26 protein-coding genes are annotated in these 25,170 nt (G+C 44.9%); 12 read left to right on the top strand and 14 right to left on the bottom strand.

Going from position 1 to position 25,170, the window contains the following annotated elements:
- Nucleotides 1-112: 112 nt before the first annotated feature.
- The 10 genes from K6Y31_RS16590 to K6Y31_RS16540 form a co-directional block, all read right to left on the bottom strand.
- The gene (locus K6Y31_RS16590) at nt 113-793 is read right to left on the bottom strand and encodes a potassium channel family protein (protein ID WP_233054053.1); all 681 of its coding nucleotides are present in this window, start codon (nt 791-793) and stop codon (nt 113-115) included.
- Nucleotides 790-2,253 carry a TrkH family potassium uptake protein gene (locus K6Y31_RS16585; RefSeq protein WP_233054052.1) on the bottom strand — a complete coding sequence of 488 codons (1,464 nt, stop codon included), beginning with the start codon at nt 2,251-2,253 and terminating at the stop codon, nt 790-792. The genes K6Y31_RS16590 and K6Y31_RS16585 overlap by 4 nt, the downstream gene beginning before the upstream one ends.
- A gap of 236 nt (nt 2,254-2,489) precedes the next feature.
- A complete protein-coding gene (locus K6Y31_RS16580) occupies nt 2,490-2,927 on the bottom strand; it encodes a YtoQ family protein (protein ID WP_233054051.1) in 438 nt (145 codons plus the stop codon).
- Between the two features lie 311 nt (nt 2,928-3,238).
- Nucleotides 3,239-4,543: a methyl-accepting chemotaxis protein gene (locus K6Y31_RS22360; RefSeq protein WP_282560192.1), complete on the bottom strand. Its 1,305-nt coding sequence runs from the start codon at nt 4,541-4,543 to the stop codon at nt 3,239-3,241.
- Nucleotides 4,544-4,701: 158 nt separating this feature from the next.
- Entirely contained in the window at nt 4,702-5,694 is a 993-nt protein-coding gene (locus K6Y31_RS16565; RefSeq protein ID WP_233054050.1) for an HAAS signaling domain-containing protein, read from the bottom strand.
- Nucleotides 5,691-6,011, bottom strand: a complete 321-nt coding sequence (locus K6Y31_RS16560) for a PadR family transcriptional regulator (RefSeq protein WP_233054049.1) — start codon at nt 6,009-6,011, stop codon at nt 5,691-5,693. Before K6Y31_RS16560 ends, K6Y31_RS16565 begins: the two co-directional genes overlap by 4 nt.
- A 318-nt stretch (nt 6,012-6,329) precedes the next feature.
- Nucleotides 6,330-7,277, bottom strand: a complete 948-nt coding sequence (locus K6Y31_RS16555) for an IS30 family transposase (protein ID WP_233054048.1) — start codon at nt 7,275-7,277, stop codon at nt 6,330-6,332.
- Between the two features lie 127 nt (nt 7,278-7,404).
- Complete coding sequence (locus K6Y31_RS16550) at nt 7,405-8,160, bottom strand: substrate-binding periplasmic protein (protein WP_233054047.1); 756 nt, start codon at nt 8,158-8,160, stop codon at nt 7,405-7,407.
- A gap of 253 nt (nt 8,161-8,413) precedes the next feature.
- Complete coding sequence (locus tag K6Y31_RS16545) at nt 8,414-8,923, bottom strand: ClbS/DfsB family four-helix bundle protein (protein WP_233054046.1); 510 nt, start codon at nt 8,921-8,923, stop codon at nt 8,414-8,416.
- Between the two features lie 82 nt (nt 8,924-9,005).
- Nucleotides 9,006-9,905, bottom strand: coding sequence for a LysR family transcriptional regulator (locus K6Y31_RS16540; RefSeq protein ID WP_233054045.1), 900 nt, complete (start codon nt 9,903-9,905; stop codon nt 9,006-9,008).
- 105 nt (nt 9,906-10,010) lie between these two features.
- Between K6Y31_RS16540 and K6Y31_RS16535 the strand changes: the two genes are divergently transcribed.
- Both K6Y31_RS16535 and K6Y31_RS16530 read left to right on the top strand, forming a co-directional pair.
- Complete coding sequence (locus K6Y31_RS16535; protein ID WP_233054044.1) at nt 10,011-10,895, top strand: NmrA family NAD(P)-binding protein; 885 nt, start codon at nt 10,011-10,013, stop codon at nt 10,893-10,895.
- Between the two features lie 760 nt (nt 10,896-11,655).
- Nucleotides 11,656-11,961 (top strand): hypothetical protein, encoded by a 306-nt coding sequence (locus tag K6Y31_RS16530; RefSeq protein ID WP_233054043.1) that lies wholly within the window; start codon nt 11,656-11,658, stop codon nt 11,959-11,961.
- A 602-nt stretch (nt 11,962-12,563) separates the two neighbouring features.
- Here K6Y31_RS16530 and K6Y31_RS16525 read toward each other — a convergent pair.
- Nucleotides 12,564-14,330, bottom strand: a complete 1,767-nt coding sequence (locus K6Y31_RS16525) for a M61 family metallopeptidase (protein WP_233054042.1) — start codon at nt 14,328-14,330, stop codon at nt 12,564-12,566.
- A gap of 166 nt (nt 14,331-14,496) precedes the next feature.
- On the opposite strand from K6Y31_RS16525, the gene K6Y31_RS16520 reads away from it, so the two are divergent.
- A complete protein-coding gene (locus K6Y31_RS16520) occupies nt 14,497-15,147 on the top strand; it encodes an HAD family hydrolase (RefSeq protein ID WP_233054041.1) in 651 nt (216 codons plus the stop codon).
- Nucleotides 15,148-15,512: 365 nt separating this feature from the next.
- On the opposite strand, the gene K6Y31_RS16515 is transcribed toward K6Y31_RS16520, so the two are convergent.
- Both K6Y31_RS16515 and K6Y31_RS16510 read right to left on the bottom strand, forming a co-directional pair.
- Nucleotides 15,513-15,950, bottom strand: coding sequence for a hypothetical protein (locus K6Y31_RS16515; protein ID WP_233054040.1), 438 nt, complete (start codon nt 15,948-15,950; stop codon nt 15,513-15,515).
- Nucleotides 15,940-16,365, bottom strand: coding sequence for a hypothetical protein (locus K6Y31_RS16510; protein WP_233054039.1), 426 nt, complete (start codon nt 16,363-16,365; stop codon nt 15,940-15,942). Before K6Y31_RS16510 ends, K6Y31_RS16515 begins: the two co-directional genes overlap by 11 nt.
- Nucleotides 16,366-16,593: 228 nt before the next feature.
- On the opposite strand from K6Y31_RS16510, the gene K6Y31_RS16505 reads away from it, so the two are divergent.
- From K6Y31_RS16505 to K6Y31_RS22520, 3 genes are all read left to right on the top strand, one after another.
- Nucleotides 16,594-16,929 carry a transposase gene (locus K6Y31_RS16505; protein WP_233054038.1) on the top strand — a complete coding sequence of 112 codons (336 nt, stop codon included), beginning with the start codon at nt 16,594-16,596 and terminating at the stop codon, nt 16,927-16,929.
- A 556-nt stretch (nt 16,930-17,485) separates the two neighbouring features.
- The gene (locus K6Y31_RS16500) at nt 17,486-17,968 is read left to right on the top strand and encodes a hypothetical protein (protein ID WP_233054037.1); all 483 of its coding nucleotides are present in this window, start codon (nt 17,486-17,488) and stop codon (nt 17,966-17,968) included.
- 110 nt (nt 17,969-18,078) lie between these two features.
- Nucleotides 18,079-18,279, top strand: a complete 201-nt coding sequence (locus tag K6Y31_RS22520; RefSeq protein ID WP_427901910.1) for a hypothetical protein — start codon at nt 18,079-18,081, stop codon at nt 18,277-18,279.
- 282 nt (nt 18,280-18,561) lie between these two features.
- Here K6Y31_RS22520 and K6Y31_RS16490 read toward each other — a convergent pair whose 3' ends face one another.
- Nucleotides 18,562-19,395 carry a sulfurtransferase gene (locus K6Y31_RS16490; RefSeq protein WP_233054036.1) on the bottom strand — a complete coding sequence of 278 codons (834 nt, stop codon included), beginning with the start codon at nt 19,393-19,395 and terminating at the stop codon, nt 18,562-18,564.
- A gap of 157 nt (nt 19,396-19,552) precedes the next feature.
- Here K6Y31_RS16490 and K6Y31_RS16485 point away from each other — a divergent pair, with 157 nt between their 5' ends.
- From K6Y31_RS16485 to K6Y31_RS16460, 6 genes are all read left to right on the top strand, one after another.
- Nucleotides 19,553-20,545, top strand: a complete 993-nt coding sequence (locus K6Y31_RS16485) for a transposase (RefSeq protein WP_233054035.1) — start codon at nt 19,553-19,555, stop codon at nt 20,543-20,545.
- A gap of 385 nt (nt 20,546-20,930) precedes the next feature.
- Nucleotides 20,931-21,233 carry a hypothetical protein gene (locus tag K6Y31_RS16480; protein ID WP_233054034.1) on the top strand — a complete coding sequence of 101 codons (303 nt, stop codon included), beginning with the start codon at nt 20,931-20,933 and terminating at the stop codon, nt 21,231-21,233.
- 143 nt (nt 21,234-21,376) lie between these two features.
- The gene (locus K6Y31_RS16475; RefSeq protein WP_233054033.1) at nt 21,377-22,141 is read left to right on the top strand and encodes an SDR family oxidoreductase; all 765 of its coding nucleotides are present in this window, start codon (nt 21,377-21,379) and stop codon (nt 22,139-22,141) included.
- A gap of 11 nt (nt 22,142-22,152) precedes the next feature.
- Nucleotides 22,153-22,995, top strand: a complete 843-nt coding sequence (locus K6Y31_RS16470; protein ID WP_233054032.1) for a bifunctional transcriptional activator/DNA repair enzyme AdaA — start codon at nt 22,153-22,155, stop codon at nt 22,993-22,995.
- A 180-nt stretch (nt 22,996-23,175) separates the two neighbouring features.
- The gene (locus K6Y31_RS16465) at nt 23,176-24,168 is read left to right on the top strand and encodes a transposase (protein WP_233054031.1); all 993 of its coding nucleotides are present in this window, start codon (nt 23,176-23,178) and stop codon (nt 24,166-24,168) included.
- A 324-nt stretch (nt 24,169-24,492) separates the two neighbouring features.
- Nucleotides 24,493-24,906, top strand: a complete 414-nt coding sequence (locus tag K6Y31_RS16460; RefSeq protein WP_233054030.1) for a hypothetical protein — start codon at nt 24,493-24,495, stop codon at nt 24,904-24,906.
- Nucleotides 24,907-25,170: the final 264 nt, after the last annotated feature.

Raw genomic sequence — 25,170 nt, 5'->3', positions numbered from 1 at the left:
CCCGCCTAATGAGACTCGAAGTATTAAAATCAAGCACATAGCAGACGAAAAATGGAGCCAAATAGTAATTAGTCGCAGTGGTTTTATACCTAGTTCGGATTAACCATCATTCTTACTCTTTTGGCTCATCTGAATCTTGCGCTACAACTGTCGACGGCCAGCGCTTTTTCAACTCGGCTAAGTGCTTGCTGTCAGTCAGGATCACCACCTCATCACCAACCACAAAGGGCTCAGTATCATCAACCAGCGAAAATTCACCCTCGCGGTAATAGCAAATGGCGCGAGCCGCTTCAGGTAAATCTAACTCTATAGCAGTGACCGCCTCTTCCTCTGCCACAACCAACATAAAGAGTCGGGCCTCGTCTTTAATGACAGAAGAAGGGTCAATATTCTCACTGCCACTCACCATATCAACCAAATAACGGGTAACTGTGCGAGAAGGAATAATGGTATCCATCAAGCCTAACTCATGACAAATACTCTCAAATTGCGGGTCGGTAATGCTAGTGACAATGCGCTTAAAGCCAAGGGAGTGGCCGATTAAACTGGCAATAACATTGGCTTGATCGCTATTGGTAAGGCAAAACAAAAAATCGGTTTGATTGGGGCTCACTTCACACAAAATCTGCGGATGACTGCCATCCCCCAGCAAAAAGCTACAATCCATTTCTTCAGATAATTCATCAATTTTATCCTTATTGTTTTCGATAATGACCACTTCGTGGCCTTTTTCCGATAAGGCTTTAGCCGTTTCAACACTAACCTGACCCGCGCCGACAAATACTGTTCTCATGCATCCTCCATTCGTCTACCAAACCACGTTCTTGGGTATATCACCACCAGCCAGGCCATGATTTCTAGCCGTCCGAGTAGCATGTCGGCGCATAAAATACCTTTAAGCAAGGGTGGTAAAGACGCACTACTCACCCCTACCGATAACCCCACAGTGCCCGTGGCAGACACCACTTCAAACAGGGCGTCGAGCGGGTCATAACCCATTACCACAAAGGGCAACCAAGACAGTGCAACCACCGCAACGAACAGCAGCATCAGCAGTAGCGCGACTTGTATTTCATCGCTGCCTAAGCGTCGCCCCGCCAACCTAGGCTCAACCACCGCATGTTTTGGCAGGCAGGTGCGCAAAATAATTAGGCGCAACACGCTAATGACGATTAATAGTCGCAATAGCTTCAAGCCGCCCGCAGTCGACCCCGCACTGCCGCCGATTAACATTGAAAAAATCAACATCAGCTTCGAGCCTGCATCTAATTGTTCGGTAGGCATAGACGAAAAACCGGCCGACGACTGCGCCGAAATAGCCAATAAAGGTGCATGTTGCAGCACTTGCGACCAGCTCATATCGCCGGTTAACGTCATTGTCGTAGCGACAGCAATAGCAACGAGCGCACAAGCTATCATCAGCGTGCACAACTGTAAAAAACCAACCGCACTTAACTTTCTCTGCTTAACGACTTGATAGTAGAGTGTGAGGGGAATAGCCCCAGCAAAACAAAGCAGCGTGATCCCAGCTTGCAGCGGCCAGCTTAATGCCGCTAAGCTACCGTCCATTGGCGCAAACCCACCGGTAGATACCGCAGCAAAGGTGTAGAGCACGGCATTAAAAAATCCAATCCCAGCCAACCAAGCACCACTGACCCCGAGCAGGGTCAAGGCAGCATATACCATCAGTATTTGTCGCGCATGAGCCCGTGTGCTGCCGACCAAGTTATCCTGTTCAACCTCTTCAACCGCTAATCCCTTCGCTAATATGCCAGGTTGCATGACCAATGCCAGCGACAACACCACAATGCCTAAGCCGCCGTACCACTGCATCCAAGCGCGTGCAAACAAAAATGTGGGCGAGGCAGTAAGCAATGAGCTTTGTGTACTTAACCCCGTGGTGGTGACGCCAGATATCGCTTCAAAGAGCGCATCAATAAAGCTTAATCCCGCGCCCATAATCGGAAACGACATCACCAGCGGCGTAAATACGAACATCATCGCAACCAGCACGATGCCTTCATTGGGTTGAATTTTACTGGGGCTGTTAAGCTGGATCAGCGCGCCGCCCAACAACGCCAAGCCCGCGATCACTAAGCCATATTTAAGGCTAATAGACAGATCATTAAAGAAGATTGATACCGCTAAGGGGGCCAACGTCAGTGCGGCAAGCAATAGACAAAGTTGGCCAAAATATTTGAACACCACATGAAAGCGGACTGCGTAGCTGAGCTCAATAGCTTGTTTTGCCACCAACCGACCCCTACGCTGTTATTTCGCTAAATCGAGATACCTACCCCGAGCGATGATTAAGTATATACCCAAAGCTTTAAACCCGCGGGGGGATGATGACGCAGAAGAGTTAAACCTGAGGTCACAAAATGATGGCTCTGGCTGTCGCAATCAACTCGCAGTACAGCCAGATTGGTAACCACTGCAGATAAATGAGGAATAATCCAGAGCCATGATGTTTAGTGCATTTACAAGGGTTATGCGGCCAAATACGCTAACAGTTCTATCACTTGATCAGGAGTGGTTGCCCAAGATTGAGCGGCACCATCCACCTCTTTTAAGGCATGAATTAAATCTTCATCATGTAGCGTAATATAGGGCTTACCCAGTGCTGCACAATAGCCGGCATCAAACGCAGCATTCCATTGTTTATACTTAGCACCAAAACGTATAACGGCTAAGTCACAGTTTTTTATCGCTGTTTGGGTGCGGATGGCGTTTACCTTAGCCGATTTATGGTCACGCCAAAAAGAAGACGTTTCAGCCCCTAAGCCATCGCCCGCGGCATCACTGGATTCGTGATCGGTAATGGCAGAGGTAAATTGAATATCGAGCCCTTTGCGCGCGCAGCCTTGGATAATTTGCTCGCGCCAATCACTATGAATCTCACCTGATAAGTAAACCACATACTTCATCTGAACCGCCTGTTTTTCTTGAGTAACAAAATGAATTTATTTGAATCACTATCTTGAGCACGGGGGCCGGCCTAATCAAGTGGCAATGTGCAAATCAGCGGATTCATTACTGGGGAACAAATCAGGGTAAACGCATTAATGATTAATTATCATACGGATCGCCGTAAAATCGCCCCTCAAAAGCTGTTGATGGCTTAGTTGCCGCATCCATGCGGTAAATACCCGTCTAATAACCAATCACAGATTGTATAAAATACGTTCACCCCTTGTCCCGGAGAGCGCCTAGGTTGCGCTTAGAGATAGAGGTAAAACTATGAATTTCCGCCGTTTAATCCAGATACCGTATGCGCAACGTTTTCAGCACCGCTGCGAATTTCTTCCATCACTGATGCCGCTTCTGAAATTTGCTGGCGGCCTTTTTCTGCATGCTCGGAAACTCGCGACATGTTCTTGGTTGCTTGCGTTGTCAGTTCACGGTTCTCTTTCACGACGTTGGCAATTTCTGCCGTTGATTTACTCGTGCGCGCCGCAAGCTGGCGCACTTCGTCAGCAACAACGGCAAAACCACGGCCCTGTTCACCGGCACGAGCCGCTTCAATGGCAGCATTCAGTGCCAGTAAATTCGTTTGATCGGCTATATCACTGATAGTAGATACAATCGCCTCAATGCTTTTTGATTGGTCATTAAGGTGAGAAATAGACGTTGACGTTTCTGCAACCTGCTGTGAGATTGACTGCGAAGTTGTGACAGTTGCCTCTAGCGCCTCGGCAGCTTGCTTGGCAATTTGGGATGTTTTTACCGAGGTAACATAAGCCACTTCTGCGGCCTCGCGCACCGCATGCTCTTGCTCGACTCGTTGCGTAATATCAGAAGCAAATTTAACCACGCGAACAACACGGCCGTTGTGATCAAAAACAGGATTATATGACGCTTCTAGCCACAGCGACCGACCACTGGCATCACGACGCTCATACTGCCCTGCTTTGAATTCGCCCCGGCCAAGTTCTTGCCAAAATTGAGGATGCTCGCTGTAAAACTCATCAGGACAAAACATCCGATGATGCTTGCCCTTGATTTGCTGATTTGAATACCCTATCGCTCTTAAAAAATTATTATTCGCCTGAATAATGGTGCCATCAGGTAAAAACTCAATCACCGCCATGGATTTATTCAACGCGTTAGACACAGCTTGCTGATCGTCCAGTTGCAACTTTTCTTGGCTAACGTTAACAGCAATTTTCATCACCTTGTTAACCTTGCCATTCTGTTTAACGGGAAAATAAGTCGACTCTAACCAAACTAGCTTGTTTTTCGCATCAAGGAACGGGATTGTATCTTTAATCACTTCCCCTTTTCTCAGTCGCTCCCAGAAGCTTTTATATTCAATGCCTTGAGTATAGCTTTTGTCACAGAGATCACGGTGATGCTTATTTGTTAACTGCTCAAGTGAACGCCCGATTAAGCCTAGAAAAATTTCATTAGCCCCCGTTACCAGCCCTTCTAGTGAGAAATAAAGGGTAGCAAGGCTATTATTAATGCCATCCAAAATAGCTTGGTTATGTGCCGCAGAGACTTTTGCTTGTTCTAATTCTTTTTTTAATTTTACGTTGAACATATCGTTCCTTTGGCCAGTGATTTATTGGGCAATCCCAGTCAACTTACTATTAGTTTACGTATTAAGTCTAGCCAAAGGTTTAAACTTGCTATTTATTTATGGCAAGGAAAAGAAACATCAAATAATCCCTTGTATATTCAACATTTTATTATGCTCACTCAACTCACTTTATGACTCAGCGAACCATCGCGAAAAATCGCCGCCCAAGCGGTATAGCTGATTATGCCAAGTGGCAGCAGAGCGAACCAAATTAATGCCGTAAAAAAGAACTCCTCAGTAAGAATTTTCCCCATTTCCGACCTTAATCCCGTTATCGATGCACTAATAGCTAAGAACACAAGCACTATCACAACCAATGCTAGACCCCATGCCACGCTAATCAAAATTGCACTTAACATTTGTCGCCAGTACTGCAGTCCCGCTATAACACTCATTTGATAAGCTCGCACAGGTCGAATTTCATTTATTACAATTAAAGCCGGAATAAGCAACACAAAGACACTGAAAAAAATGCCGCTCAGAATGGAAAATATCAACTCAGGCCAAGTAGATTCAGCAGCAGGAAAAGCGAGGCTAAAATCACGCCCACCAATGACACTGGCGGTGTATTCAATAACAAAAATCAACAACAACCAAACCAGCAACGCCAAAAAAATGTTTGGCAGCGCGGTCAGGTTTCTATTATTAAACACACATTTAAGTAATGATTTATTTTGCTCGATACCAAAGGCAAAAAGCACAACTAAATAAGTGAAAAAAGCATCATTAATATATGATAATAATAAATAATATTCGCTGGATTCGGTCGTCATTTCAATAACAAAAAACACCGCAGCGAGTAAAGCCCACATTAAAGGGGCTTGTTTACACAGGTGCCAAGCATGTTTAAACCAGCTAAGTCCAGAGTGTTCCTTGGTTACATAGCCTGCATTAGAAGTTACTGGCAATACCTGTTCAGAGTATTGTTCCAGCATATCTTGTGCTATTTGATTAGGCGATCCCAATGCGCTCGCTATTTCAGCTTCACTGCGACCACTGGCTTTGCCATCGCGGAAATATTCTTCGTAATCAAGAAGAATCTCTTTTCGCTCAAATTCACCCATACCTGACAATTGCGATCTCAATTCACCAATAAAATCAGCTTGCTTCATTTTGATTCTCCGATCTTAAGTACCTGTTCCACTTCACTAATAAACTCTGCCCACTCTTGTTGCATTTGCAACAAACTCTCTCGGCCATGCTCGGTTAAGCAATAATACTTACGCGACGGCCCGCTCACAGATTCAACCTGATAGGTTGTTACCCACTTTTGAGCCTGTAGTCGCCGCATTAAGGGATAGATAGTTCCTTCACTCATCGCCATTGAATGAGCAAGGGTGTTAACTATTTCATAGGCATAACTATCGCCACGCGCTAATACAGCCAGCACGCACATCTCAAGCGCACCTTTTTTTAACTGTGTTTTCACTTTGCTTCTCCATTAGCTACTGTGCATTACACAGTACAACAAACACATCATAATAACAGGAACTGTGTATTGCAAGGTAGACAGTGGAAAATAGTCAATATTTTCTAAAGATAAGGAGAAAAATGACCTAAATGGGCCTATTTGTAAAAGACAAAAGAGCCTGTCTCACTTTTCAAGGTTCGAAACTCCAGGAATTAAGTAGGCCCTTGCTCGGTAGGTTATGCTTGTTTGAGTAACTTAGGGGAACAACAAACAAGCCATTATAATTAATAAGAAGTTACTCCCGAATTCAACTGCGAAGTGCGATATTCTCCAATATCAAGCAGCAAAGGCCATTGCTTCAAATACAACGGCTGGCTGCTTGAAGCCTAAACATTTTCTTGGTCGATAATTTATCCGCGATAAAGCGAACTCGATATCGATGTCCGTCACTGTTGTTAAGTCGGTTCCTTTCTTTACATACTGCCTTAAAAGCCCGTTCGCATTCTCGTTAGCGCCACGCTCCCAAGAACTATAAGGGTGAGCAAAGTACACATCAGCTTCTAACGCTTTTGCGATGGTTTCATGAGCTGCAAACTCTCGCCCGTTATCTGCAGTGATAGTATGGACATGTTTTTTATGAGGCATGAGTAGCTCAATGGTTGCTTTGGTTACATCATCTGCTGACTTAGATGGCACTTTCTTTACCAAGTAAAACCGGGTTTTACGCTCTAAAATCGTCACCATAGCCCCGATGCCATGCTTGCCTAACACCGTGTCGATTTCCCAGTCACCAAACCGCTCTTTACTGTCAACGATACTCGGCCTGTCATCAATCGAAACAGCATTCTTTATTGCTGGCGCTTTCTCTTTTTTACCACGACGATACCGCTTGTGGCCTTGCCTCAAATGACGATATAACTTACCGCCCAAGCGCTTGTCCTGAGCGACAAAACGGTAAATCCACTCATGACTAACGGCTGCACCTACATTCGTTAATACATTGGCAATCTGCTCTGGACTCCAATCTGCTTCTAAAAGAAGACGGATAAAATCAACGCGTTCTTGTGGTATACGGTATTTACGTGCGCAAGTACGCTTTTTGATAGATAACGCGTGGGCCTCACTTGGACAATAGCGATTATTGTTGCATCCTCGTTTAAGCTCTCGATACACCGTAGAGCGATGGCACTGAACAGCTTTAGCTATTTCAGAAACCGAAACACCCCGTTCCAAAAGAGCAGAAATCTGGTATCTTCTGTCTTCGGTCAACTGCTGATAATTCATGGTAGTACTGCTTGTTTCTTTGGCGAGAAGAGCGTACCACTTTCAGCAGTTGGCTTCCTCTTCTACGCCTTTCCATGAATGTCGCACTTATTATCTGAAATCGGGCTTTTTAAACCTAAATGAATCATTATCGATGCAGCTCATCTGCCAAAAGATCTTCATACTCAACCTTGAAGTTGTCATGTAAGCGGTTGTAATCTTTGATTATCCTTTTACTTAAAGCAGATTTCTTTGAAATTCCGATAAACATTTCACCAACAGGCTCAGGCAAGCTCAATATTTTTAAATCGTCCTCCATACCCATTTTTCTGGCTTGTAATAACGCTGAAATCTGATTTAAGTCATAAATTGCGTCAATTCGGCTCCGTTGTAACTTCATCAAATTCAGTTCAAGCCAGTTTTGTTGTGGCAAGTACTCTATCGATAGCTCTTGCAGGTGAGCTTGGATAAACGGTGACGGCTCAACGCCCGCGATAAAGCCAATTTTTAGGTTTCGAATATCGTCAACAGACCGTATCTCGGCTAAAGGGTGAGATTTTTTCATAATAAACACTGACTGAGGGCGGTAGTAAGGATGGTCAGGGAAATAAAAATGGGGTTCCTTTTCAGACTCTTGCATCAAGGGCAGAACATCAATTTCACCCTTTTCGATTTTATTCATCAAACGCATATATGGCATCGGGCCTACCCATTCGACATCGTAGCCCATTTGCTTAAATATTACGTCGACATAGCTTACTGAAGCGCCTTGCGCCTCACCTTTGGAACCGACGTCCATATGCGGGGGAAGAATAAAATAGCCTATTTTTACCGTTTCTGAGTAAGAGTGGCCGCTGCTAATGATCAGTATAAACAACAAATAATAACGACAATTCGGTTTCATAGACCACCTCTTACGCAAGTATGGCAGTCATTATCTAATAAGCAAAAGTATTCACCTACAAGCTAAACGAACGTAAAAGCAAATCTCAGTGTTATAGGCTGGCCACTGAACGACTAGTTTGGAATAGAGGGTTAAGCCATAAAAAGTATCCGTCGCCAGCTAAGGGTGGGCGAGCCCCAGTAGGCATAGTCAGCGAGAGCTTATCGTACAAGTACGCTCAGCTGGCACAGGCAATTGCTTTTGACTAGAGAGGTCACTGTTTCGCTTTATTAAAACGCCTTACCTTAGTGCGTATGTTTTTCATTGGTGATGAGGTATTGAATTGGATCATCCGACCCAATGTCCATTGGTTATACCAAGGTTTTTCATAAAGCTCGGTATTATTTAAGCTTGAAATCAAGTCAACGACATCAGCCACTGTGGATTCAAGCTGATTGAGTAAATCATCGTACTGCCAATCGCGGTATTCTTGATGAAAATGCTCTGCTAATAAGCCAAGCTGGTTCCATTTATAACCCGTTTCCGGAAAATCAACGGGTAGCCCTTGCGACTTCAAACGCTGCCATTTCAACACTAACTGGCCCCAACCAATTAGGTAAGCCACTGTGTCGCAAACACTGATTTGCGTACCTTTAATATTGCCTTCCACGCCGCGCTCGCGGGCAATGCTAGTGGGAATAGCACGATAATCTTGCATCAACTTGGTAAAGGTAACGTTAATGGCAAACAGTAGTTCATCTTTAGATTGCGGGATGGGTGACATGGCGCTCTCCGTTCGTTACAGACTAGCTAAAAGAAATACATTGCCCGTTTTTATTAAGGAAAAAAATCAACTCTCACCCTCATTACAACTCTTCGGCTATTTCTACCATTAAGTTTCGTAGCCAAATATGCGCAGGATTGTCGTGTTGCCTGCCATGCCAGATAATTGAAGGAGTAAAAGAGTCAATGTTGAGAGGGTGCGCCAGCACTGCAACAGGGAGCATACTGGCAATTTGCTGCGCTAACCGTCTTGGTAGTGTTAACACCATGTCCGTTTCAGCCACTAACATGGGCGCTGCTAAAAAGTGCGGCAACCGCACCGCTACTCTTCGTTTCAGGCCCTGCTTAGCTAGGGCTTCATCGACTGCACTATTGCCCATCCCCGTGATACTCACTGAGATATGTGACAATGAAGCAAATTGCGCCAAGGTAAAGGGCTTAGCCAGTACCGGATGATCGCGGCGAACAAGGCAGACAAAGTCTTCATTGAACAGCCTGCGTTGATAAAATCTTGCCGGTAAATCATCATAAACGCCAATAGCAAAATCTGCGCCGCCGTCTGCAACCAAGTTAATATTGTTACCCGCCATGACAGGGATTAATAAATCAACCCCCGGCGCATGATTGGCCAATTTAGACAGTAACTTAGGCATCAATAGCGCGGCTAAATGATCCGCGGTGCCAATCGTAAACCGACACTGCGCCGTGCTCGGCTCAAACGTAGCTGGCGCGACAATGGCTGTTGCGTCTTCGAGCAGCCTCGCGACTGACCCCGACAATGCCTCGGCGCGCGGCGTTAACTCCCAACCTTGAGCACTGCGTACTAATAATTGGTCATTGAATAGCTGACGTAACCGCGCCAACCCTCGACTCGCCGCCGGCTGGCTCAAGCCCACCATTTGCCCTGCTACCGTGACACTACGCGCAGTTAAAAGTGCGCCTAATAACTTGAGTAGGTTAAGGTCAACCCCATTTAAATCCATTTTAAGCATACTCAGCATTACAAACATGCATTTTTATTATGTTTTTGCAGTCTATAAGATCAGCGTTATTGATTCTATAACGGCGTCAAATAACGGGAGAAAATAATGACTAAAGCAGAGCTATATGCAGTGACAGGGGTGAGTGGTCGTACAGGAGCCGCCACCGCTCAAGCCTTAATAACAGCAGGCAAACAGGTGCGCGTGGTGGTACGCGATGCAACGAAAGGGGCATATTGGCAACAACAAGGGGCAGAAGTAGCCGTTGCCGATTTAAGCAATTCGGCGACGCTGGCTAATGCACTGTCAGGTGTAACAGCCGCCTATATCATCAGCCCTCAGCAATACACGCGAGCTGATTTATTTACGCAAGCAGAAGTCATGGCGAATGCCATTGCCGAGGCTGCCATTGCGGCAAAATTGCCTAAAATGGTGGCGTTATCATCAGTGGGAGCTGAGCAGGCATCAAGCACAGGTTGGATAGCCATGAACAGAGTGCTAGAGCAACGCTTAAGTCAAACCGGTTTAAACGTTGCTTTTTTACGTGCGGCTTATTTTATGGAAAACTGGCAGCCATTAATCTCACCAGCCAGAGCGCTAGGCGAGTTAGCCAGCTTTCTTGCACCTCTTGAACGTAAAATTCCGATGATCGCAAGCCAAGACATCGGCGAAATTGCCGCCCAAGTACTTTGCGAGAATTGGCAGGGAACAAGAGCGATCAATTTGACCGGCCCCGCCGATTATTCACCCCATGATGTTGCGCATCACTTGGCCGCACAGCTTGATAAACCAATAACTGCGGTCGCCATACCTGAAAGTCATTGGCAACAAGCCATGTCAGGGCAAGGGTTTTCACCCGCGGCACTGGCTGGCTTTATCGAAATGACCAAGGGGCTGAACTCTGGCCATATCGCCTTTAATAAAAACGATAGCATCGAGCACCGAGCAGGGAGTATTACCCTTGAAACCCTGCTCAAGCAGGTGACAGAATAGACCGAATTAGGGAATTAAAGGTAAACCGCGAAGATGCTAGGCAAAGAGACCTGCCTGGCTCTTTTAACGAGCAGCGAACAAGATTGCTTTATTTTAATGGCAAGTGGTACTACAACAAGTAAGCCGGATTAAAGCGGCTTTTTGCACTTGGAAAACGATGCGGAATTTAACATTAGTAACCAGCCAGTGCGTTAAAATAACGTACCACTAAGCATGTTTAAATCCTAAATCGAGTTTGAAACCGCACGCATGAGCATAGTTCACCAAGGTTTTAAAACTAGGATTGCCACGAGCAACCTCGCTCTCTTTTTTCTGCAAAGCTCTTAACACATACACATGCTGGCCTTTTAGATAACAAAACAAGCCTCGACCTATAAGCTCTAAGAGTTTAATCATTCAAGCTTGGATTTTTGGTGGCATTGACAAAATTTCATCCTCTACACCATCATAAAAATCCACTTTCCAAGTCATTCGTTTACCACTCATCGTTATCATATATGATAATCCAGATAAATATTTTAACCACTAAGCTCAAAACAAGAACGCGTAAAAAACAGAAAATATACGCATAAGAGCGGCACAGCCACCCTGTCAATTGCTCGCTTAGAAAAAGATGTCTCATTTATTCGACCATATGGTCACTAGTTCTGGTAAATTACTCCGCGATACTGTACCAGCAAGGCATAGGAAAGGTATTTTATCTTCCCTACGCCTTGCTGAAATCAGTTAATTTTTTCATATTATCTAGGAGAATGTATTAATGAAAGTTTTTGTAGTTTTAGCTTTCACTTTGTTATTAGGAGCCTGTAGTTCTACGGAAAAAACAGTGGAGCATGAAGCCAGTGAAAAGACACACGACGAAACGTTTAGAATGGCAATGCAAATGAGCTGCGAGATTAAGTACCCTAACGCCAAAGAAATTTGTGCTTGTAAAACTGACGTAATTGTAGAGGCAACGCCATTAGAGCTACAAAAAACGATTACATCAGACCCTCAGGCGAAAAATAAGATAGCCCGTATTATGATTAATAACATGGACAAAATAGAAGCTTGTGAAAGAAATTAAACCCCGAAAAGCTTACTCTGTAATGTTAAATTACCCTGCTATATAAATGTAGCTATAGCTAATAAATAAAATTAGGTGAAGTAGCATCACAACCTAAGCCTATTTAGAAAATCGGGGTAAAAAATGATTGGACAGGAACCATTAAAGTAATTAAAAAACAAATGGTTACTATGTTTAATACTATCAATATCGCCGAATGACTTCGGCTCCAACCCTTAACGCATGGACTAAAGAACGAAAGAGCGGGACAGTCTCTTAATTGCTCGGTTAGAAAAGATGCCTGTCCCACGCACCTTTTAATGACTTTCGCGGTTTTTAGTTTCTTTAAAAAGCGCTTTTCATTGATAAACCAAGTTATCAACCCAAACACTTGGCCAATGAATAACCAAAAATCTAAGTGAATGGCGGCGCTGGCGTAGGTAAACCTTACGCAAATGGCTGATTAGCAATAAACGACATCCCCACAAATAGCGGCACACCGTACATCAACATGCCGTTAAGCTGCACGGCCTGTGTTTTTTGTGGGACCTGAGCTTGCTCAGGGAATAGTTATTTTTTTCGCTGAGCAAGCTCAGCTCCCACAACACTTATACAACAACCGGTTACAACAACCACAGTTTGCTTAATTCGGCGTCACTAATACTTAAGCTCACGGTGTCTTTAACCGCTTCTGTCACCCGCAATTCACCTTGCATTAATTCATCACGGCGGAACCAATGTAGCTTGATCACGGCGCCCACTGAGTAGCTTTGCAGCTGTTGTTCAAATTGTGCGTTTACTTGTAGGTTATCGGCGGCAATTAATAAGTCGCCCGCGCTTAAACCGGCTTGATGCGCTGGGCTACCCTGACTCACGGTTAATACCCGCAAACCAAAACCTTCAGCCTTGGTGCGAGCGCCAAAGCCAATTTTGTCACCTTCTACCCCTGCGCCGCCTTGATCTGTGCTGCCTTTACTGCTGCGCAGTTCCATCTTGATGCCCACTTTGGCGAACAAATCTGCAAGGGGTAAATCATCGGTGTTACTCAGATATGTAAAGATGTCGTCGCAGTTGCGATTTAATAAGCCCTCAACAATGCGTTGATGGCTGGTCACATCCGTGCCCTTGCCGGTTAAGCCGTAGTCTTGCCACAGTTGGCGCATCACGTCGTCTAGGCTGTATTGGCCTTGGCTTTCGGTGCGCAGGGTCAGGTCTAAAAACAGCGCAAACAGCGAGCCCTTGGTGTAATAACTAACAATGGCGTTGGCGGCGTTTTCATCTTGTTTATAAAACTTAGTCCACGCGTTAAAGCTCGAGTCGTTCAGGCTTTGTTTAAAGCGGCCTTTGCCGCGATAAACGCGAGTGGCAATTTCACTGAGCATGGTCAAATATTGGCTTTGATCGACACAGCCCGAGCGATAGGTAATAAAGTCATCATAGTAAGAAGTAATGCCTTCGTAGGCCCATAATTGTTGGGTGTAAGCCTCTTGCGACAAATCAAACGGGGTGAACTCCGCAGGCTTGATCCGTTTGACATTCCAACTGTGAAAATACTCATGGCTACACAGGGATAAATAAGTACGGTAGCCTTTTTCCACCGGCGCATTAAGATCGCTCGCGGTGGGTAAATCACCCCGTGAACACATCAAGGCCGTTGAGGCTTTATGCTCTAAGCCGCCAAAACCATTGCCCAATACCGTGGTCATAAATACATAGCGTGCAAACGGCGCGGGCGTGCCAAACAAGTTTATTTGATATTCACAAATGGCTTTTAAATCTTGGCATAGGCGCGCCATATTGCAGCGATGCTTACCACTTAACACCACATCGTGTGGCACGCCAGCGGCGATAAAGGTGTTGATGGTGAGATCGCCCATTTCCACCGGATGGTCAATCAAGTCATCGTAATTAGGCGCACTGAATTCGCCAAAGCCAAATTGTTCGCCGGCGGTGCGGGTCATGCTGGTCGCCACTATCCAATCGGCCAGCTCGCTTAATGCTGGCGCAGCGATGGTCACGCTATGAGGAGTTTCTTCTAAGCCCTTCGCGGCTAAAAACACACTGCTGCCATTGAAAAAGCCGTGAGTGGTGTCTAAATGGGCGGTGCGCACCGATAAGTCCCACGCATACACTTGATAGGTTAACTGAATTTGCCCTGCGTCATTATTCACTCGCCAAGTTTGCTTGTCTAACTGAGTTAAGGCTAATGGCTGTTGGTTGGCGTCTTGCACCTGAATATCAATCAGGTTTTTAGCAAAATCACGGATCATATAACTGCCCGGTAGCCATGCGGGTAAGTACAACACTTGTTGCGCTTGAGCTGCTTCAATGGTCAGGGTAACGGCAAATAAATGGGCTTTAGGATCAATAGCGTGAATATGGTAATGCATGAATACAACTCCGTTAGAAAACTCCGTGTGGCAAGCATGCTGCCAAAAATAGCTAAGCGGTGCAATTAACGCTGAAAATGGCTCACGCCATGGCCTCTACCTAGCCATACCTCAATGCATTAGAATATGTGACAATAACGGCAACGCTTCCCAAGAGAGTAAACCAATGAAATTTAAAGCCGCAATTTTCGACATGGATGGTCTACTACTCGATACCGAGCGGGTGTGTATGCAGGTATTTCAGCAAGCTTGCGATGAAGTACAAGTACCGTTTGATAAAACCATCTACCTTTCCATCATCGGCCGTAATGCAACGGGCATTGAGCATATTTTGCGTAACTACTATCGCGATAACTACCCCGCCGTACATCAAGCTTGGCGTGAGCGCTATAACGCCATTGTGTTGCATCAGGCCATCCCAGTAAAAGACGGGGTGATTGAGTTGTTAGACTGGCTTAAAGCCAATAACATACCCGCGGCGGTCGCCACCTCGACCAAGAAAGAGGTCGCAGGCACTAAGCTAAAATTGGCTCGACTTGATCACTACTTCGACCATTTCACCACAGGCTGTGAGGTGGAGCATGGCAAACCCGCCCCTGATATTTACTTGCTCGCGGCCGAGCGCTTAGGCATCGCACCCGAGCATTGTTTGGCGTTTGAAGACTCCAACAACGGCGTGCGCGCCGCAGTATCAGCCAATATGATCACTTTTCAAATTCCCGACCTAACCGAGCCAGACGCGGAGATTCTTGCCCTTGGTCACCACGTTTCGCCATCATTGCATCAGGTATTGGCAAGGTTGCAACAACAAGGGTAGGAGCGGAAATTATTCCGCGATAAAGGGCTTCGCCTGAGCCAAAGGTGCGGTATAAATAAGGTAACAAACAATTTAAAAGCACTGCTGGCACAGGTCGAACGCATGAACGTACAATAATCGAGTACTTTCCTCAGACAAGTCACTTTTTATTATACGAAACGCCGTGGAATCATCCTTCAAAAGCTTTTGATGGCTTAACTGCCGCACCCCAGCGGCAGATATTCGTCTAAGAAAACGCTACTTATCACTCAGTGCGTTTATGTGTTTCCCCTGCTGTTCGGCAATCTGGCCGCAACATAGCCGCTATCAAAGTGGTGCCTGTCCCCGAATTGCGCTGCAGTTACACAAAGTTATTTACAGGCTCTTTAATTGCCAGTGTTCCATTTTTTACAAGTCATTGGCTTAACCGTTTTCTCATTCGATAAGCCTACCTCGCTGCTATCATCCCTCTTAAGGAGTTCTATGTAGCAAGCGCCACCACGTAACTTAACTGATGAGTAATAATCTATTCCAGATTTTGGCACAAAGCTAAGCGATGGCCAGCACGAGTAACTAGCAACGCCATTGGTTTCGTAATACTTGAATTTAAGTGAAATTCTCTCGCCAGCTGGGATGGTGTAAAAACCATCTTCGCTTTTCCCAATTAGTTCATTTTCCTGTTCATTTTTACAAATAGTATGATAGGGGTGTGACGTTAGGGGCTTAATTCGCGCCGTTTCTTCACCTTGTTTTGGTTCATATGGAGCTGAACATCCTGTTGCAATTAAGGCTGCCAGTGCACAAGCCATAATATTAATTTTCATGGTTTTCTCCTTCCATGAATTCATCTCTTTCTTGAATAGCTTTGTTTGTTTCAATAGATCCATTTTTATAGGAGTCTAATAGCTGGACATAACACGCACCTGATGTAGACAGTGGACTGATATCAATTGCCGCATTGGGGGATGGTTGGTTATTTGCTGCATCTGTTAAGCTCTTGAAGCAGTAAAAGTAAGGCTTATTATTCTCGCTGGCAAATTTAGCACTTCGAAACATCGCAAATTTTGAAGCATGCTGAACTGGTGTGTGTTGGTTCGTGTAAAACCGGATAAGAGTGATCTCTTTGTTTATTGGCTTCACAATTCCTTGACTCATAATGCCTGATTCTTGATATGGTGTTGAGCACCCGCCAAGCAGTGATAAACTAGCTAAGGCAAGTGCTATGCTTTTCTTTAGCAAAATTGAATTCCTTTTTTATGTGGTAATTTAGTGATTTTATCACTATATATAATCAATAAAAATGCCAGTAATTAGTTGTTCTGGCTCTTGATTCTTGTTGCTGGTTGGAATTTACAGGACACCCTCCTAAATTTGAAGCTTGTCAGATATCAGGACATCCATCACTTTTTGCACTAATTCACATCCTGAGCCATAGTTTAAAAACCACTTATTGAGCAGGATGTGGCCATGACTTTACCTCGCGGTCAGTTGATCTGCCCTGAATCAACTCCGTACTATCATGTCATCAGCCGTTGCGTGCGCCGTGCTTTTTTATGCGGCATCGATCACTACACCAAACAAAGTTACGAGCACCGCAAGCCTTGGGTGCTTGAAAAGCTTAAGCAACTGGCCAGTATTTTCACCGTAGATATCTGTGCTTACGCGATTATGAGCAATCATTACCATTTGATATTGCATATTAATTTGTCTGAAAACCGCAATCTATCAGATAGTGAAGTTGCAGCGCGTTGGCAGCAGCTGTTTGCTATGGGAATAACGGGACATCCACCTCTTTTTCTTTAGCCGAAGTTTTGGCAGCGCCGCAAGCAGCTGGGAGCATCTGACTGCGCATAGCATTAGAGCTGGCCACTGCTGGACACGAGGACAAACGGCATGTAATCGACTGAGTGGGGTTGGATAATACTAACTCGCCTCATAATAACCACACTATTTACCCAGCTTCTATCAGCTGGTGCAGTCATGCTTGATTTTTATCAATCCGCTCAGCATTTAGCATCTCTATTCTTTTTTAGTCATTAACGAAGCATCAGCAGATGATCTAGTCGCTAATCAGTAAATAAGATTTGGCAATTGTTGTGGTGGCTTGGTATAAAATTGCCTATTTATTTTGGTGGGTGTCCCAGCTTTTCCTTACCAGCTTTTCCAGCTTTTGTGAAACAGATAAACAAGGGGATTAGAAAAGGTAAGTTAACCCAGAATATGTTTGCCCCAATTCAGCCAAAGAGTATGAAAACAGTTGTACAAGACAACTTCTTTAAGTTGCCTACTCAGATCTCCCTGATCAAAAAGGGTAGCGAATATGACCTTGGGCCATTTTTAAGCTTTTAAGAGAACAACAATGAATACGAAATATTTTGAATCTATGGCCTTGAGCACAGAAATCTCAAGTGAAATATTTCGTGAACAGGGGGGGGTAATTGCATATTTTGATGATCTTGATGTAGTAGTGAAATGTGAAATAAGATCTGCAAGCACTCTATTTTCGGTGATTTATTTCACCCATTGGCCAGCAGAGTCGATAAGGCAACAACACTCAATAAATTATCAAAGCTGTAGGGCAGAGATATGGGATAAATCTTGTCATCAGAATATAGATAAAAGCTCCGTAACTAAAAGGTATATTTGCTCTAATGATGGAGAGTTGGAATTTATAATTGAAGAGGAAGTGGATAGCTCTGGGGACTTAGTGAGGGAAACTAGGCTGTCAAATAAGGGGGAGCTAACGGAATATGTTGAGTATAAATATGATGAGGAGGGAGAGTTAGTCTTCACTAGAGAAGTTGGCTCCCAAGGAGTAGAAACGATCACATATGAAGAGTAATTTGCCTGAAATAATAGAATAACGGAGAATAACAGGACATCCATCACTTTTTGCGCTAACTCACATCCTGAGCCATAGTTTAAAAACCACTTATTGAGCAGGATGTGGCCATGACTTTACCTCGCGGTCAGTTGATCTGCCCTGAATCAACTCCGTACTATCATGTCATCAGCCGTTGCGTGCGCCGTGCTTTTTTATGCGGCATCGATCACTACACCCAGCAGAGTTACGAACGGAATAACGGGACATCCACCTCTTTTTCTTTAGCCGAAGTTTTGGCAGCGCAGCTGGGAGCATCTGGGAGCATCTGACTGCGCATAGCATTAGAGCTGGCCACTGCTGGACACGAGGACAAACGGCATGTAACCGACTGAGTGGGGTTGGATAATACTAACTCACCGCATAACACTTTAGCTTTGATAAAATGCTCGAACAGCTTATTTTCTCAAGTATTCAAACCGCGCCGATGCCTGCAAGGATGCTTATGCTAACAGGCATCGGCAGTAATCAAGTAATAATAAGAACGTCACTAATCTAACGACTGATATCAAATAGTGTGTGAGATATCAGTGAAGTTGTGTCCATCCCATTGCTTACGCTCCAATTTCAATTCCCAACCCAAGATCCGCCCCCCATTCAGACCAAGAACCATCGTAAATAGCTAGCTGTTTCATTCCTGCCTCAAGAGCTGCCAGCAGCACAATACATGCCGTTACTCCTGAGCCACAATAAAAATAAGTGGGTGCGCTCATGTTTATCCCTAATGCGTCAAACCGAGCTTGTAAAACTTCTTTCGGAAGATAATTACCTCGACTTAGTAAGCGTTCAAATGGTAGATTTTTAGAGCTGGGAATATGACCAGATCGAATGCCCCTTCTTGGTTCTGGTACAGCCCCCAAAAAACGCTCATGACTTCTGGCATCAACGATATTTGCCTCACCAAGTGCCATTGCAACTTTGTCTTTATCGACTGCTAGTTCGCTCAATAAATGCCCTTCCCATTTAACATTACTTTTCGACTCACAGGCTGATATCGTAACCGGCCTATTTTCTTGTACCCACTTGGGCAGACCGCCATCCAGTACAAAGACATTTTTGTGACCCATCAGAGTCAATAGCCACCAAGCTCTAGGGGATGAATAGATGCCCTTGGCGTCATAAACGACTACTAGACTATTTTTCCTAATTCCAAGCTTTCTAACCTTTTGACAAAAAACATCATATGTCGGCAGTGTACATGGCAAGTCTGAACAGCTATTGCTGAAATCATGTTTGATATTAAAATGCTGAGATGTTGGAATATAAACCCTATTATCGAGGTCGCTGTTATCGCCTGAAATACTACCCATTGTCGCATCAAGGACGACTAAATCTTGGCGATTTAAGTTTTTCTCTAACCATTCAGTTGTTACTAGATTAGTGCTCATAGAATCTCGCCTTTTTCGTTAATCTACTTCTAATGCTATTGAGGAGATATCAGGACATCCATCACTTTTTGGAGAATAACAGGACATCCATCACTTTTTGCGCTAACTCACATCCTGAGCCATAGTTTAAAAACCACTTATTGAGCAGGATGTGGCCATGACTTTACCTCGCGGTCAGTTGATCTGCCCTGAATCAACTCCGTACTATCATGTCATCAGCCGTTGCGTGCGCCGTGCTTTTTTATGCGGCATCGATCACTACACCCAGCAGAGTTACGAACATCGCAAGCCGTGGGTGTTGGATAAACTAAAGCAACTGGCGAGCATTTTCACCATCGATGTCTGCGCTTACGCCATTATGAGTAATCATTACCATCTGATATTGCACATTAATTTAGCTGAAAACCGTAACTTATCGGATGCAGAAGTCGCAGCTCGTTGGCAGCAGTTGTTTGCCATGCCCATGCTGGTAGATGATTGGTTAATGGGAAAAGAGCAAACAGGTGCAGAGCAAGCGGTAGTGGCTGAATTAATTGCTGAATGGCGCAGTCGCCTTAAAAACATCAGCTGGTTTATGCGCTGTTTAAATGAAGATATTGCGCGCAAGGCCAATCAAGAAGATAGCTGCAAGGGGCATTTTTGGGAAGGCCGCTTTAAAAGCCAAGCCTTGCTTGATGAAAAAGCACTGCTTACTTGCATGACTTACGTCGATTTAAACCCCATCCGCGCCAAAATGTGCCAGCGCGTTAAAGATCAAGAATTCACCTCGATTTACGAGCGAGTTCAGCAATATAAAGCGAAACAGAATGACAAAACAGTGAAGTCCGAGCTGTTACCCTTTGAGCGCCAATTCGATACTCGCCAACCCCATGAAATTCCATTCTATTTTGAAGAGTACCTGCAATTAGTAGACTGGACAGGACGCGCCATTCGTGATGATAAGCGTGGCTACATTCCCGCCAATCAACCAAATCTTTTGCACGAACTGGGCATTGAGCAAGATAGCTGGCTGCAACTGGTCAGTCACTTTAGCCGAAGTTTTGGCAGCGCCGCAGGCAGCTGGGAGCATCTGACTGCGCACAGCAGAAATGCTGGCCACTGCTGGACGCGAGGCCAAATGGCATGTAATCGACTGAGTGGGTTCGGATAATACTAACTCGCCGCATAACCATACTATTTACCCAGCTTCTATCAGAAGGTGCAGTCATTCTTGATTTTTATCAATCCGCTCAGCATTTAGCATTTCTATTCTTTTTTTAGTCATCTCCAGCCCCCCATCATGCACTCTTGATTGAGAAGATGTGCAATGGGCAGTTCATCCTCCGTAATGAATAGTCATCCAAATGTCCTTCAGTGATACCAGACCTTTCCTCACGGAAAAGCCCTTGCCATTCGCTATAATTTATCTTTAAATAACAGTAAGTTATTAACACAACAATCTTCCTACAGAGGACTCTCACCTCATTAGTTAATGCCCATGTCGGGAGCGTAAAAAGCGCGCGCCGGTTATTGAACCGCTATAGCGCAGAAGAAAAATGAAAGCTTCAGAAACATATGAGTTCGTTAAATCTTTAGTTCGAAAAGCAGAGTTAGACTTAGATACAGGTACTTTTGTTAACGCATTAAAGGAACTAGATTGGCAAATTAGTGGTGAATTCAGTTATATGAGAATGGACGTTCAGAAAGTTGAATCTGATGGTTGTCGGGTTCGTTTATATTACAAGTCATATGACCCATCGGGACCATTTCAAAACTTACCTGATGTGAACAAAATTCAAGTTCAACTCATTCAAGGTAATACAGTTATCGATGAATTAAATGTTAGGTTTGATGGCTAGCAGTGAGTTGCGCTCTAACGAGCGTTATAGCGCAATTGAAATTCAGCAAGATTCGGGTCGGCAGTAACCATTTCGCCTTCTAATATGACATCTGTTTGGGCATGTACCCTTTAAATTGTCAGCAGAGCTAGGAGAAATAATCGATGAACATATTGGCCAACAAAGTTGCTATTGTTACTGGTGCCAGCACCGGTATTGGCTATGCAACTGCGAAGCTTTTTGCCAAAGAAGGTGCTGCCGTTGTGGTGGCTGCAAGGCGGAAGAGGGAGCTTGATGAACTGGTGGACTTAATCAATACGGAAGGTGGGCAGGCTCTTGCACTTGCGGGTGACGTTAGTGATGAGACTTTTGCCAAAGCTTTGGTAGATAAGGCAGTAAGCCACTTTGGTGGCTTGGATATTGCTTTTAACAATGCTGCCATTCTGGGGGCTATGGGCCCTGTTCCGGAGATGTCACTCACGGACTGGAATCAAGTTATTGCGACGAATTTAACCAGCGCATTTTTGGGCGCAAAGTACCAACTGCCGGCTATGGCTGCGCGAAAAGGAGGCTCATTAATTTTCACCTCTACCTTCGTTGGTTACACCGCAGGTATGCCAGGCATGGCTGCCTACGCAGCCAGTAAGGCTGGCCTTATTGGTTTGACTCAAGTGCTGGCGTCAGAGCATGGACCTCAGGATATCCGGGTCAATGCCCTTCTACCTGGTGGTACTGATACGCCAGCAGGGCGTGAGTTTGCTAATACGCCAGAAGCATTGGCGTTTGTGCATAACCTGCATGCTCTCAAACGTATGGCGACACCAGATGAAATTGCTCAATCCGCATTGTACTTAGCATCCGATGCATCCAGTTTCACAACTGGTTCTGCGATGTTGGTAGATGGCGGTGTATCCATCAATCGTGTTTGAGAGGCCGATCCATGTCAGACTATGACCGAATCGCAAGCGCTATGGCTTACTTGGTAGATCGTGCAACTACCCAGCCCGATCTAGAAGCGATCGCGGCCCATGTGCATCTGAGTCCGTATCATTTTCAGAGGTTGTTTTGTCGCTGGGCGGGTACTACGCCAAAGCGGTTTCTGCAGGTCCTGACATTGGAACGCAGCAAGGAGTTGTTAGATAAATCCCGCTCCCTGCTCGATGTTTCACATGAGATTGGCTTAAGCGGCAGTTCAAGGTTGCATGATCACTTTGTACAGCTGGAGGCAGTGACACCGGGGGAGTATAAAAATAAGGGCAAACAGCTACGTATCGAATACGGTGTGCACCCTACACCACTGGGACCTATGTTTGTAGCTGTAACACAGCGTGGTGTTTGTAGGGCAGAGTTCATGGACTTCAATGACATTGAAGAGCTGCTGGATGACTTGCGTAACGCTTGGCCATTCAGTTCGATCGTAGAGAGCATCACATCTACGTGCTATGTTATTGATGCGTTTTTTGGTAGTGATACAGCTGCCAAACATGGTCCGCTGTCGCTCCATGTGAAAGGTACGAATTTTCAGATCGCTGTGTGGCGGGCGCTGCTGAAAATACCACCGGCCGCAGTGGCCAGCTATTCTCAGGTAGCCACAGCACTCAATGCACCCCAATCTGCAAGAGCGGTTGGTAACGCCATTGGAGCAAATCCTGTTGCTTTACTTATTCCCTGCCACCGGGTAATACAGCAGAGTGGTGCGCTTGGTGGTTACCGTTGGGGCCCCGCCAAGAAGCTTATGGTACAAACATGGGAAAGAATGCGGGACGAACCTGTTTTGCTATAATCGAGTAGCCGGAGGTCTCTAACCTCACACCACACATCATGCACTCTTGATTGAGAAGAGGTGCAATGTGCAGTTCATCTTCAGGAGATATCAGGACATCCATCACTTTTCCATCACTTTTTGCACTAATTCACATCCTGAGCCATAGTTTAAAAACCACTTATTGAGCAGGATGTGGCCATGACTTTACCTCGCGGTCAGTTGATCTGCCCTGAATCAACTCCGTACTATCATGTCATCAGCCGTTGCGTGCGCCGTGCTTTTTTATGCGGCATCGATCACTACACCCAGCAGAGTTACGAACATCGCAAGCCGTGGGTGTTGGATAAACTAAAGCAACTGGCGAGCATTTTCACCATCGATGTCTGCGCTTACGCCATTATGAGTAATCATTACCATCTGATATTGCACATTAATTTAGCTGAAAACCGTAACTTATCGGATGCAGAAGTCGCAGCTCGTTGGCAGCAGTTGTTTGCCATGCCCATGCTGGTAGATGATTGGTTAATGGGAAAAGAGCAAACAGGTGCAGAGCAAGCGGTAGTGGCTGAATTAATTGCTGAATGGCGCAGTCGCCTTAAAAACATCAGCTGGTTTATGCGCTGTTTAAATGAAGACATTGCGCGCAAGGCCAATCAAGAAGACAGCTGCAAAGGGCATTTTTGGGAGGGGCGCTTTAAAAGCCAAGCCTTACTGGATGAAAAAGCTTTACTTACCTGTATGACTTACGTTGATTTAAACCCCATCCGCGCCGATATGTGCCAGCGTGTTGAAGAGCAAGAATTCACCTCGATTTATGAGCGTATTCAGCAATATAAAGTGAAGCAGAATGATCAGATTGTGAAGTCCGAACTGTTACCCTTTGAGCGCCAATTCGACACTCGCCAACCCCATGAAATTCCATTCTATTTTGAAGAATACCTGCAACTGGTAGACTGGACAGGGCGAGCCATTCGAGACGATAAGCGCGGCTATATTCCCGCCGAAGAACCCAAGTTATTACATGAGCTGGGTATTGAACAAGATAGCTGGTTGCAACTGGTCAGTCACTTTAGCCGAAGTTTTGGCAGCGCCGCAGGCAGCTGGGAGTATCTTACTGCGCATAGCATTAGAGCTGGCCACTGCTGGACACGAGGACAAACGGCATGTAATCGACTGAGTGGGGTTGGATAATACTAACTCGCCTCATAATAACCACACTATTTACCCAGCTTCTATCAGCTGGTGCAGTCATGCTTGATTTTTATCAATCCGCTCAGCATTTAGCATCTCTATTCTTTTTTAGTCATTAACGAAGCATCAGCAGATGATCTAGTCGCTAATCAGTAAATAAGATTTGGCAATTGTTGTGGTGGCTTGGTATAAAATTGCCTATTTATTTTGGTGGGTGTCCCAGCTTTCTCCCCCAGCTTTCTCCCAGCTTTCCGCCATCAAGAATCAGGCTCCATAAGAAGAATTGATATTGGAGAAACAGGCTACTGCGTTAGGAGTAAGTAAATGTCTTTCAACTTATTAGGCTTAATTACCGATGGAAGCTGCCAACTTAACATTGAGAAGCTAAGTGAGCAATTAAGTAGTTTCTTTAAGGAAACCGAAAATTTCTCAATTGAATATGAAGATGATCCGTTTGAGGAAGAATCTCAAAACCTTCTCCTGCGTTGGGGAGATTGGTGGATTCGAGTATTTTTTGAATCTGGAGAATTGGTCGCACAATCATCATGCGAAATCGCAGAGATCTTGCCTCCTAACTCTGTAGAGGGTTTATCTGGTGTAGATAAAAGAGTCCGTGTTTTATTTGCGGATGATGAGCAAAGAGAGTTCACAAATGAGATTTTATATATGATGGTTTTTTTGGAAACAATCCCTGGAACCATTATCTATGATCCTCAGAAAAACGAGCTACTTGATTGAAAGAGATAGATAATACTAACTCGCCTCATAATAACCACACTATTTACCCAGCTTCTATCAGCTGGTGCGGTCATGCTTGATTTTTATCAATCCGCTCAGCATTTAGCATTTCTATTCTTTTTTTAGTCATTAACGAAGCACTGAAGGATCCCCTCATAAATCCCCCAGCGCACAGCCATATTTTCTCAGCTGTTGGGCAAAAATAATGCCCGCAGCTAGTAGTTCTTGCGTACTGACCTCGTAATCAGGCCGCCTCATAACCTC

Origin of the sequence: Motilimonas cestriensis, from assembly GCF_021295315.1 — a bacterium.
In the GTDB taxonomy this organism is placed as follows: Bacteria; Pseudomonadota; Gammaproteobacteria; order Enterobacterales; family CBDFNC01; genus Motilimonas; species Motilimonas cestriensis.
Note: the sequence above shows the minus strand (reverse complement) of the source record. Positions and strands in the feature narration are given on the sequence as shown.

Excerpts from the sequence above, each read along its gene's own strand:
- K6Y31_RS16490 (WP_233054036.1), bottom strand. The coding sequence starts at position 19,395 with ATGAGCACTAATCTAGTAACAACTGAATGGTTAGAGAAAAACTTAAAT.
- K6Y31_RS16545 (WP_233054046.1), bottom strand. The coding sequence starts at position 8,923 with ATGTCACCCATCCCGCAATCTAAAGATGAACTACTGTTTGCCATTAAC.
- K6Y31_RS16540 (WP_233054045.1), bottom strand. The coding sequence starts at position 9,905 with ATGGATTTAAATGGGGTTGACCTTAACCTACTCAAGTTATTAGGCGCA.
- K6Y31_RS16565 (WP_233054050.1), bottom strand. The coding sequence starts at position 5,694 with ATGAAGCAAGCTGATTTTATTGGTGAATTGAGATCGCAATTGTCAGGT.
- K6Y31_RS16580 (WP_233054051.1), bottom strand. The coding sequence starts at position 2,927 with ATGAAGTATGTGGTTTACTTATCAGGTGAGATTCATAGTGATTGGCGC.
- K6Y31_RS16515 (WP_233054040.1), bottom strand. The coding sequence starts at position 15,950 with ATGAAAATTAATATTATGGCTTGTGCACTGGCAGCCTTAATTGCAACA.
- K6Y31_RS22360 (WP_282560192.1), bottom strand. The coding sequence starts at position 4,543 with ATGTTCAACGTAAAATTAAAAAAAGAATTAGAACAAGCAAAAGTCTCT.
- K6Y31_RS16590 (WP_233054053.1), bottom strand. The coding sequence starts at position 793 with ATGAGAACAGTATTTGTCGGCGCGGGTCAGGTTAGTGTTGAAACGGCT.
- K6Y31_RS22520 (WP_427901910.1), top strand. The coding sequence starts at position 18,079 with ATGACTTTACCTCGCGGTCAGTTGATCTGCCCTGAATCAACTCCGTAC.
- K6Y31_RS16535 (WP_233054044.1), top strand. The coding sequence starts at position 10,011 with ATGACTAAAGCAGAGCTATATGCAGTGACAGGGGTGAGTGGTCGTACA.
- K6Y31_RS16475 (WP_233054033.1), top strand. The coding sequence starts at position 21,377 with ATGAACATATTGGCCAACAAAGTTGCTATTGTTACTGGTGCCAGCACC.
- K6Y31_RS16530 (WP_233054043.1), top strand. The coding sequence starts at position 11,656 with ATGAAAGTTTTTGTAGTTTTAGCTTTCACTTTGTTATTAGGAGCCTGT.
- K6Y31_RS16555 (WP_233054048.1), bottom strand. The coding sequence starts at position 7,277 with ATGAATTATCAGCAGTTGACCGAAGACAGAAGATACCAGATTTCTGCT.
- K6Y31_RS16525 (WP_233054042.1), bottom strand. The coding sequence starts at position 14,330 with ATGCATTACCATATTCACGCTATTGATCCTAAAGCCCATTTATTTGCC.
- K6Y31_RS16500 (WP_233054037.1), top strand. The coding sequence starts at position 17,486 with ATGAATACGAAATATTTTGAATCTATGGCCTTGAGCACAGAAATCTCA.
- K6Y31_RS16520 (WP_233054041.1), top strand. The coding sequence starts at position 14,497 with ATGAAATTTAAAGCCGCAATTTTCGACATGGATGGTCTACTACTCGAT.
- K6Y31_RS16460 (WP_233054030.1), top strand. The coding sequence starts at position 24,493 with ATGTCTTTCAACTTATTAGGCTTAATTACCGATGGAAGCTGCCAACTT.
- K6Y31_RS16550 (WP_233054047.1), bottom strand. The coding sequence starts at position 8,160 with ATGAAACCGAATTGTCGTTATTATTTGTTGTTTATACTGATCATTAGC.
- K6Y31_RS16470 (WP_233054032.1), top strand. The coding sequence starts at position 22,153 with ATGTCAGACTATGACCGAATCGCAAGCGCTATGGCTTACTTGGTAGAT.
- K6Y31_RS16505 (WP_233054038.1), top strand. The coding sequence starts at position 16,594 with ATGACTTTACCTCGCGGTCAGTTGATCTGCCCTGAATCAACTCCGTAC.
- K6Y31_RS16485 (WP_233054035.1), top strand. The coding sequence starts at position 19,553 with ATGACTTTACCTCGCGGTCAGTTGATCTGCCCTGAATCAACTCCGTAC.
- K6Y31_RS16465 (WP_233054031.1), top strand. The coding sequence starts at position 23,176 with ATGACTTTACCTCGCGGTCAGTTGATCTGCCCTGAATCAACTCCGTAC.
- K6Y31_RS16480 (WP_233054034.1), top strand. The coding sequence starts at position 20,931 with ATGAAAGCTTCAGAAACATATGAGTTCGTTAAATCTTTAGTTCGAAAA.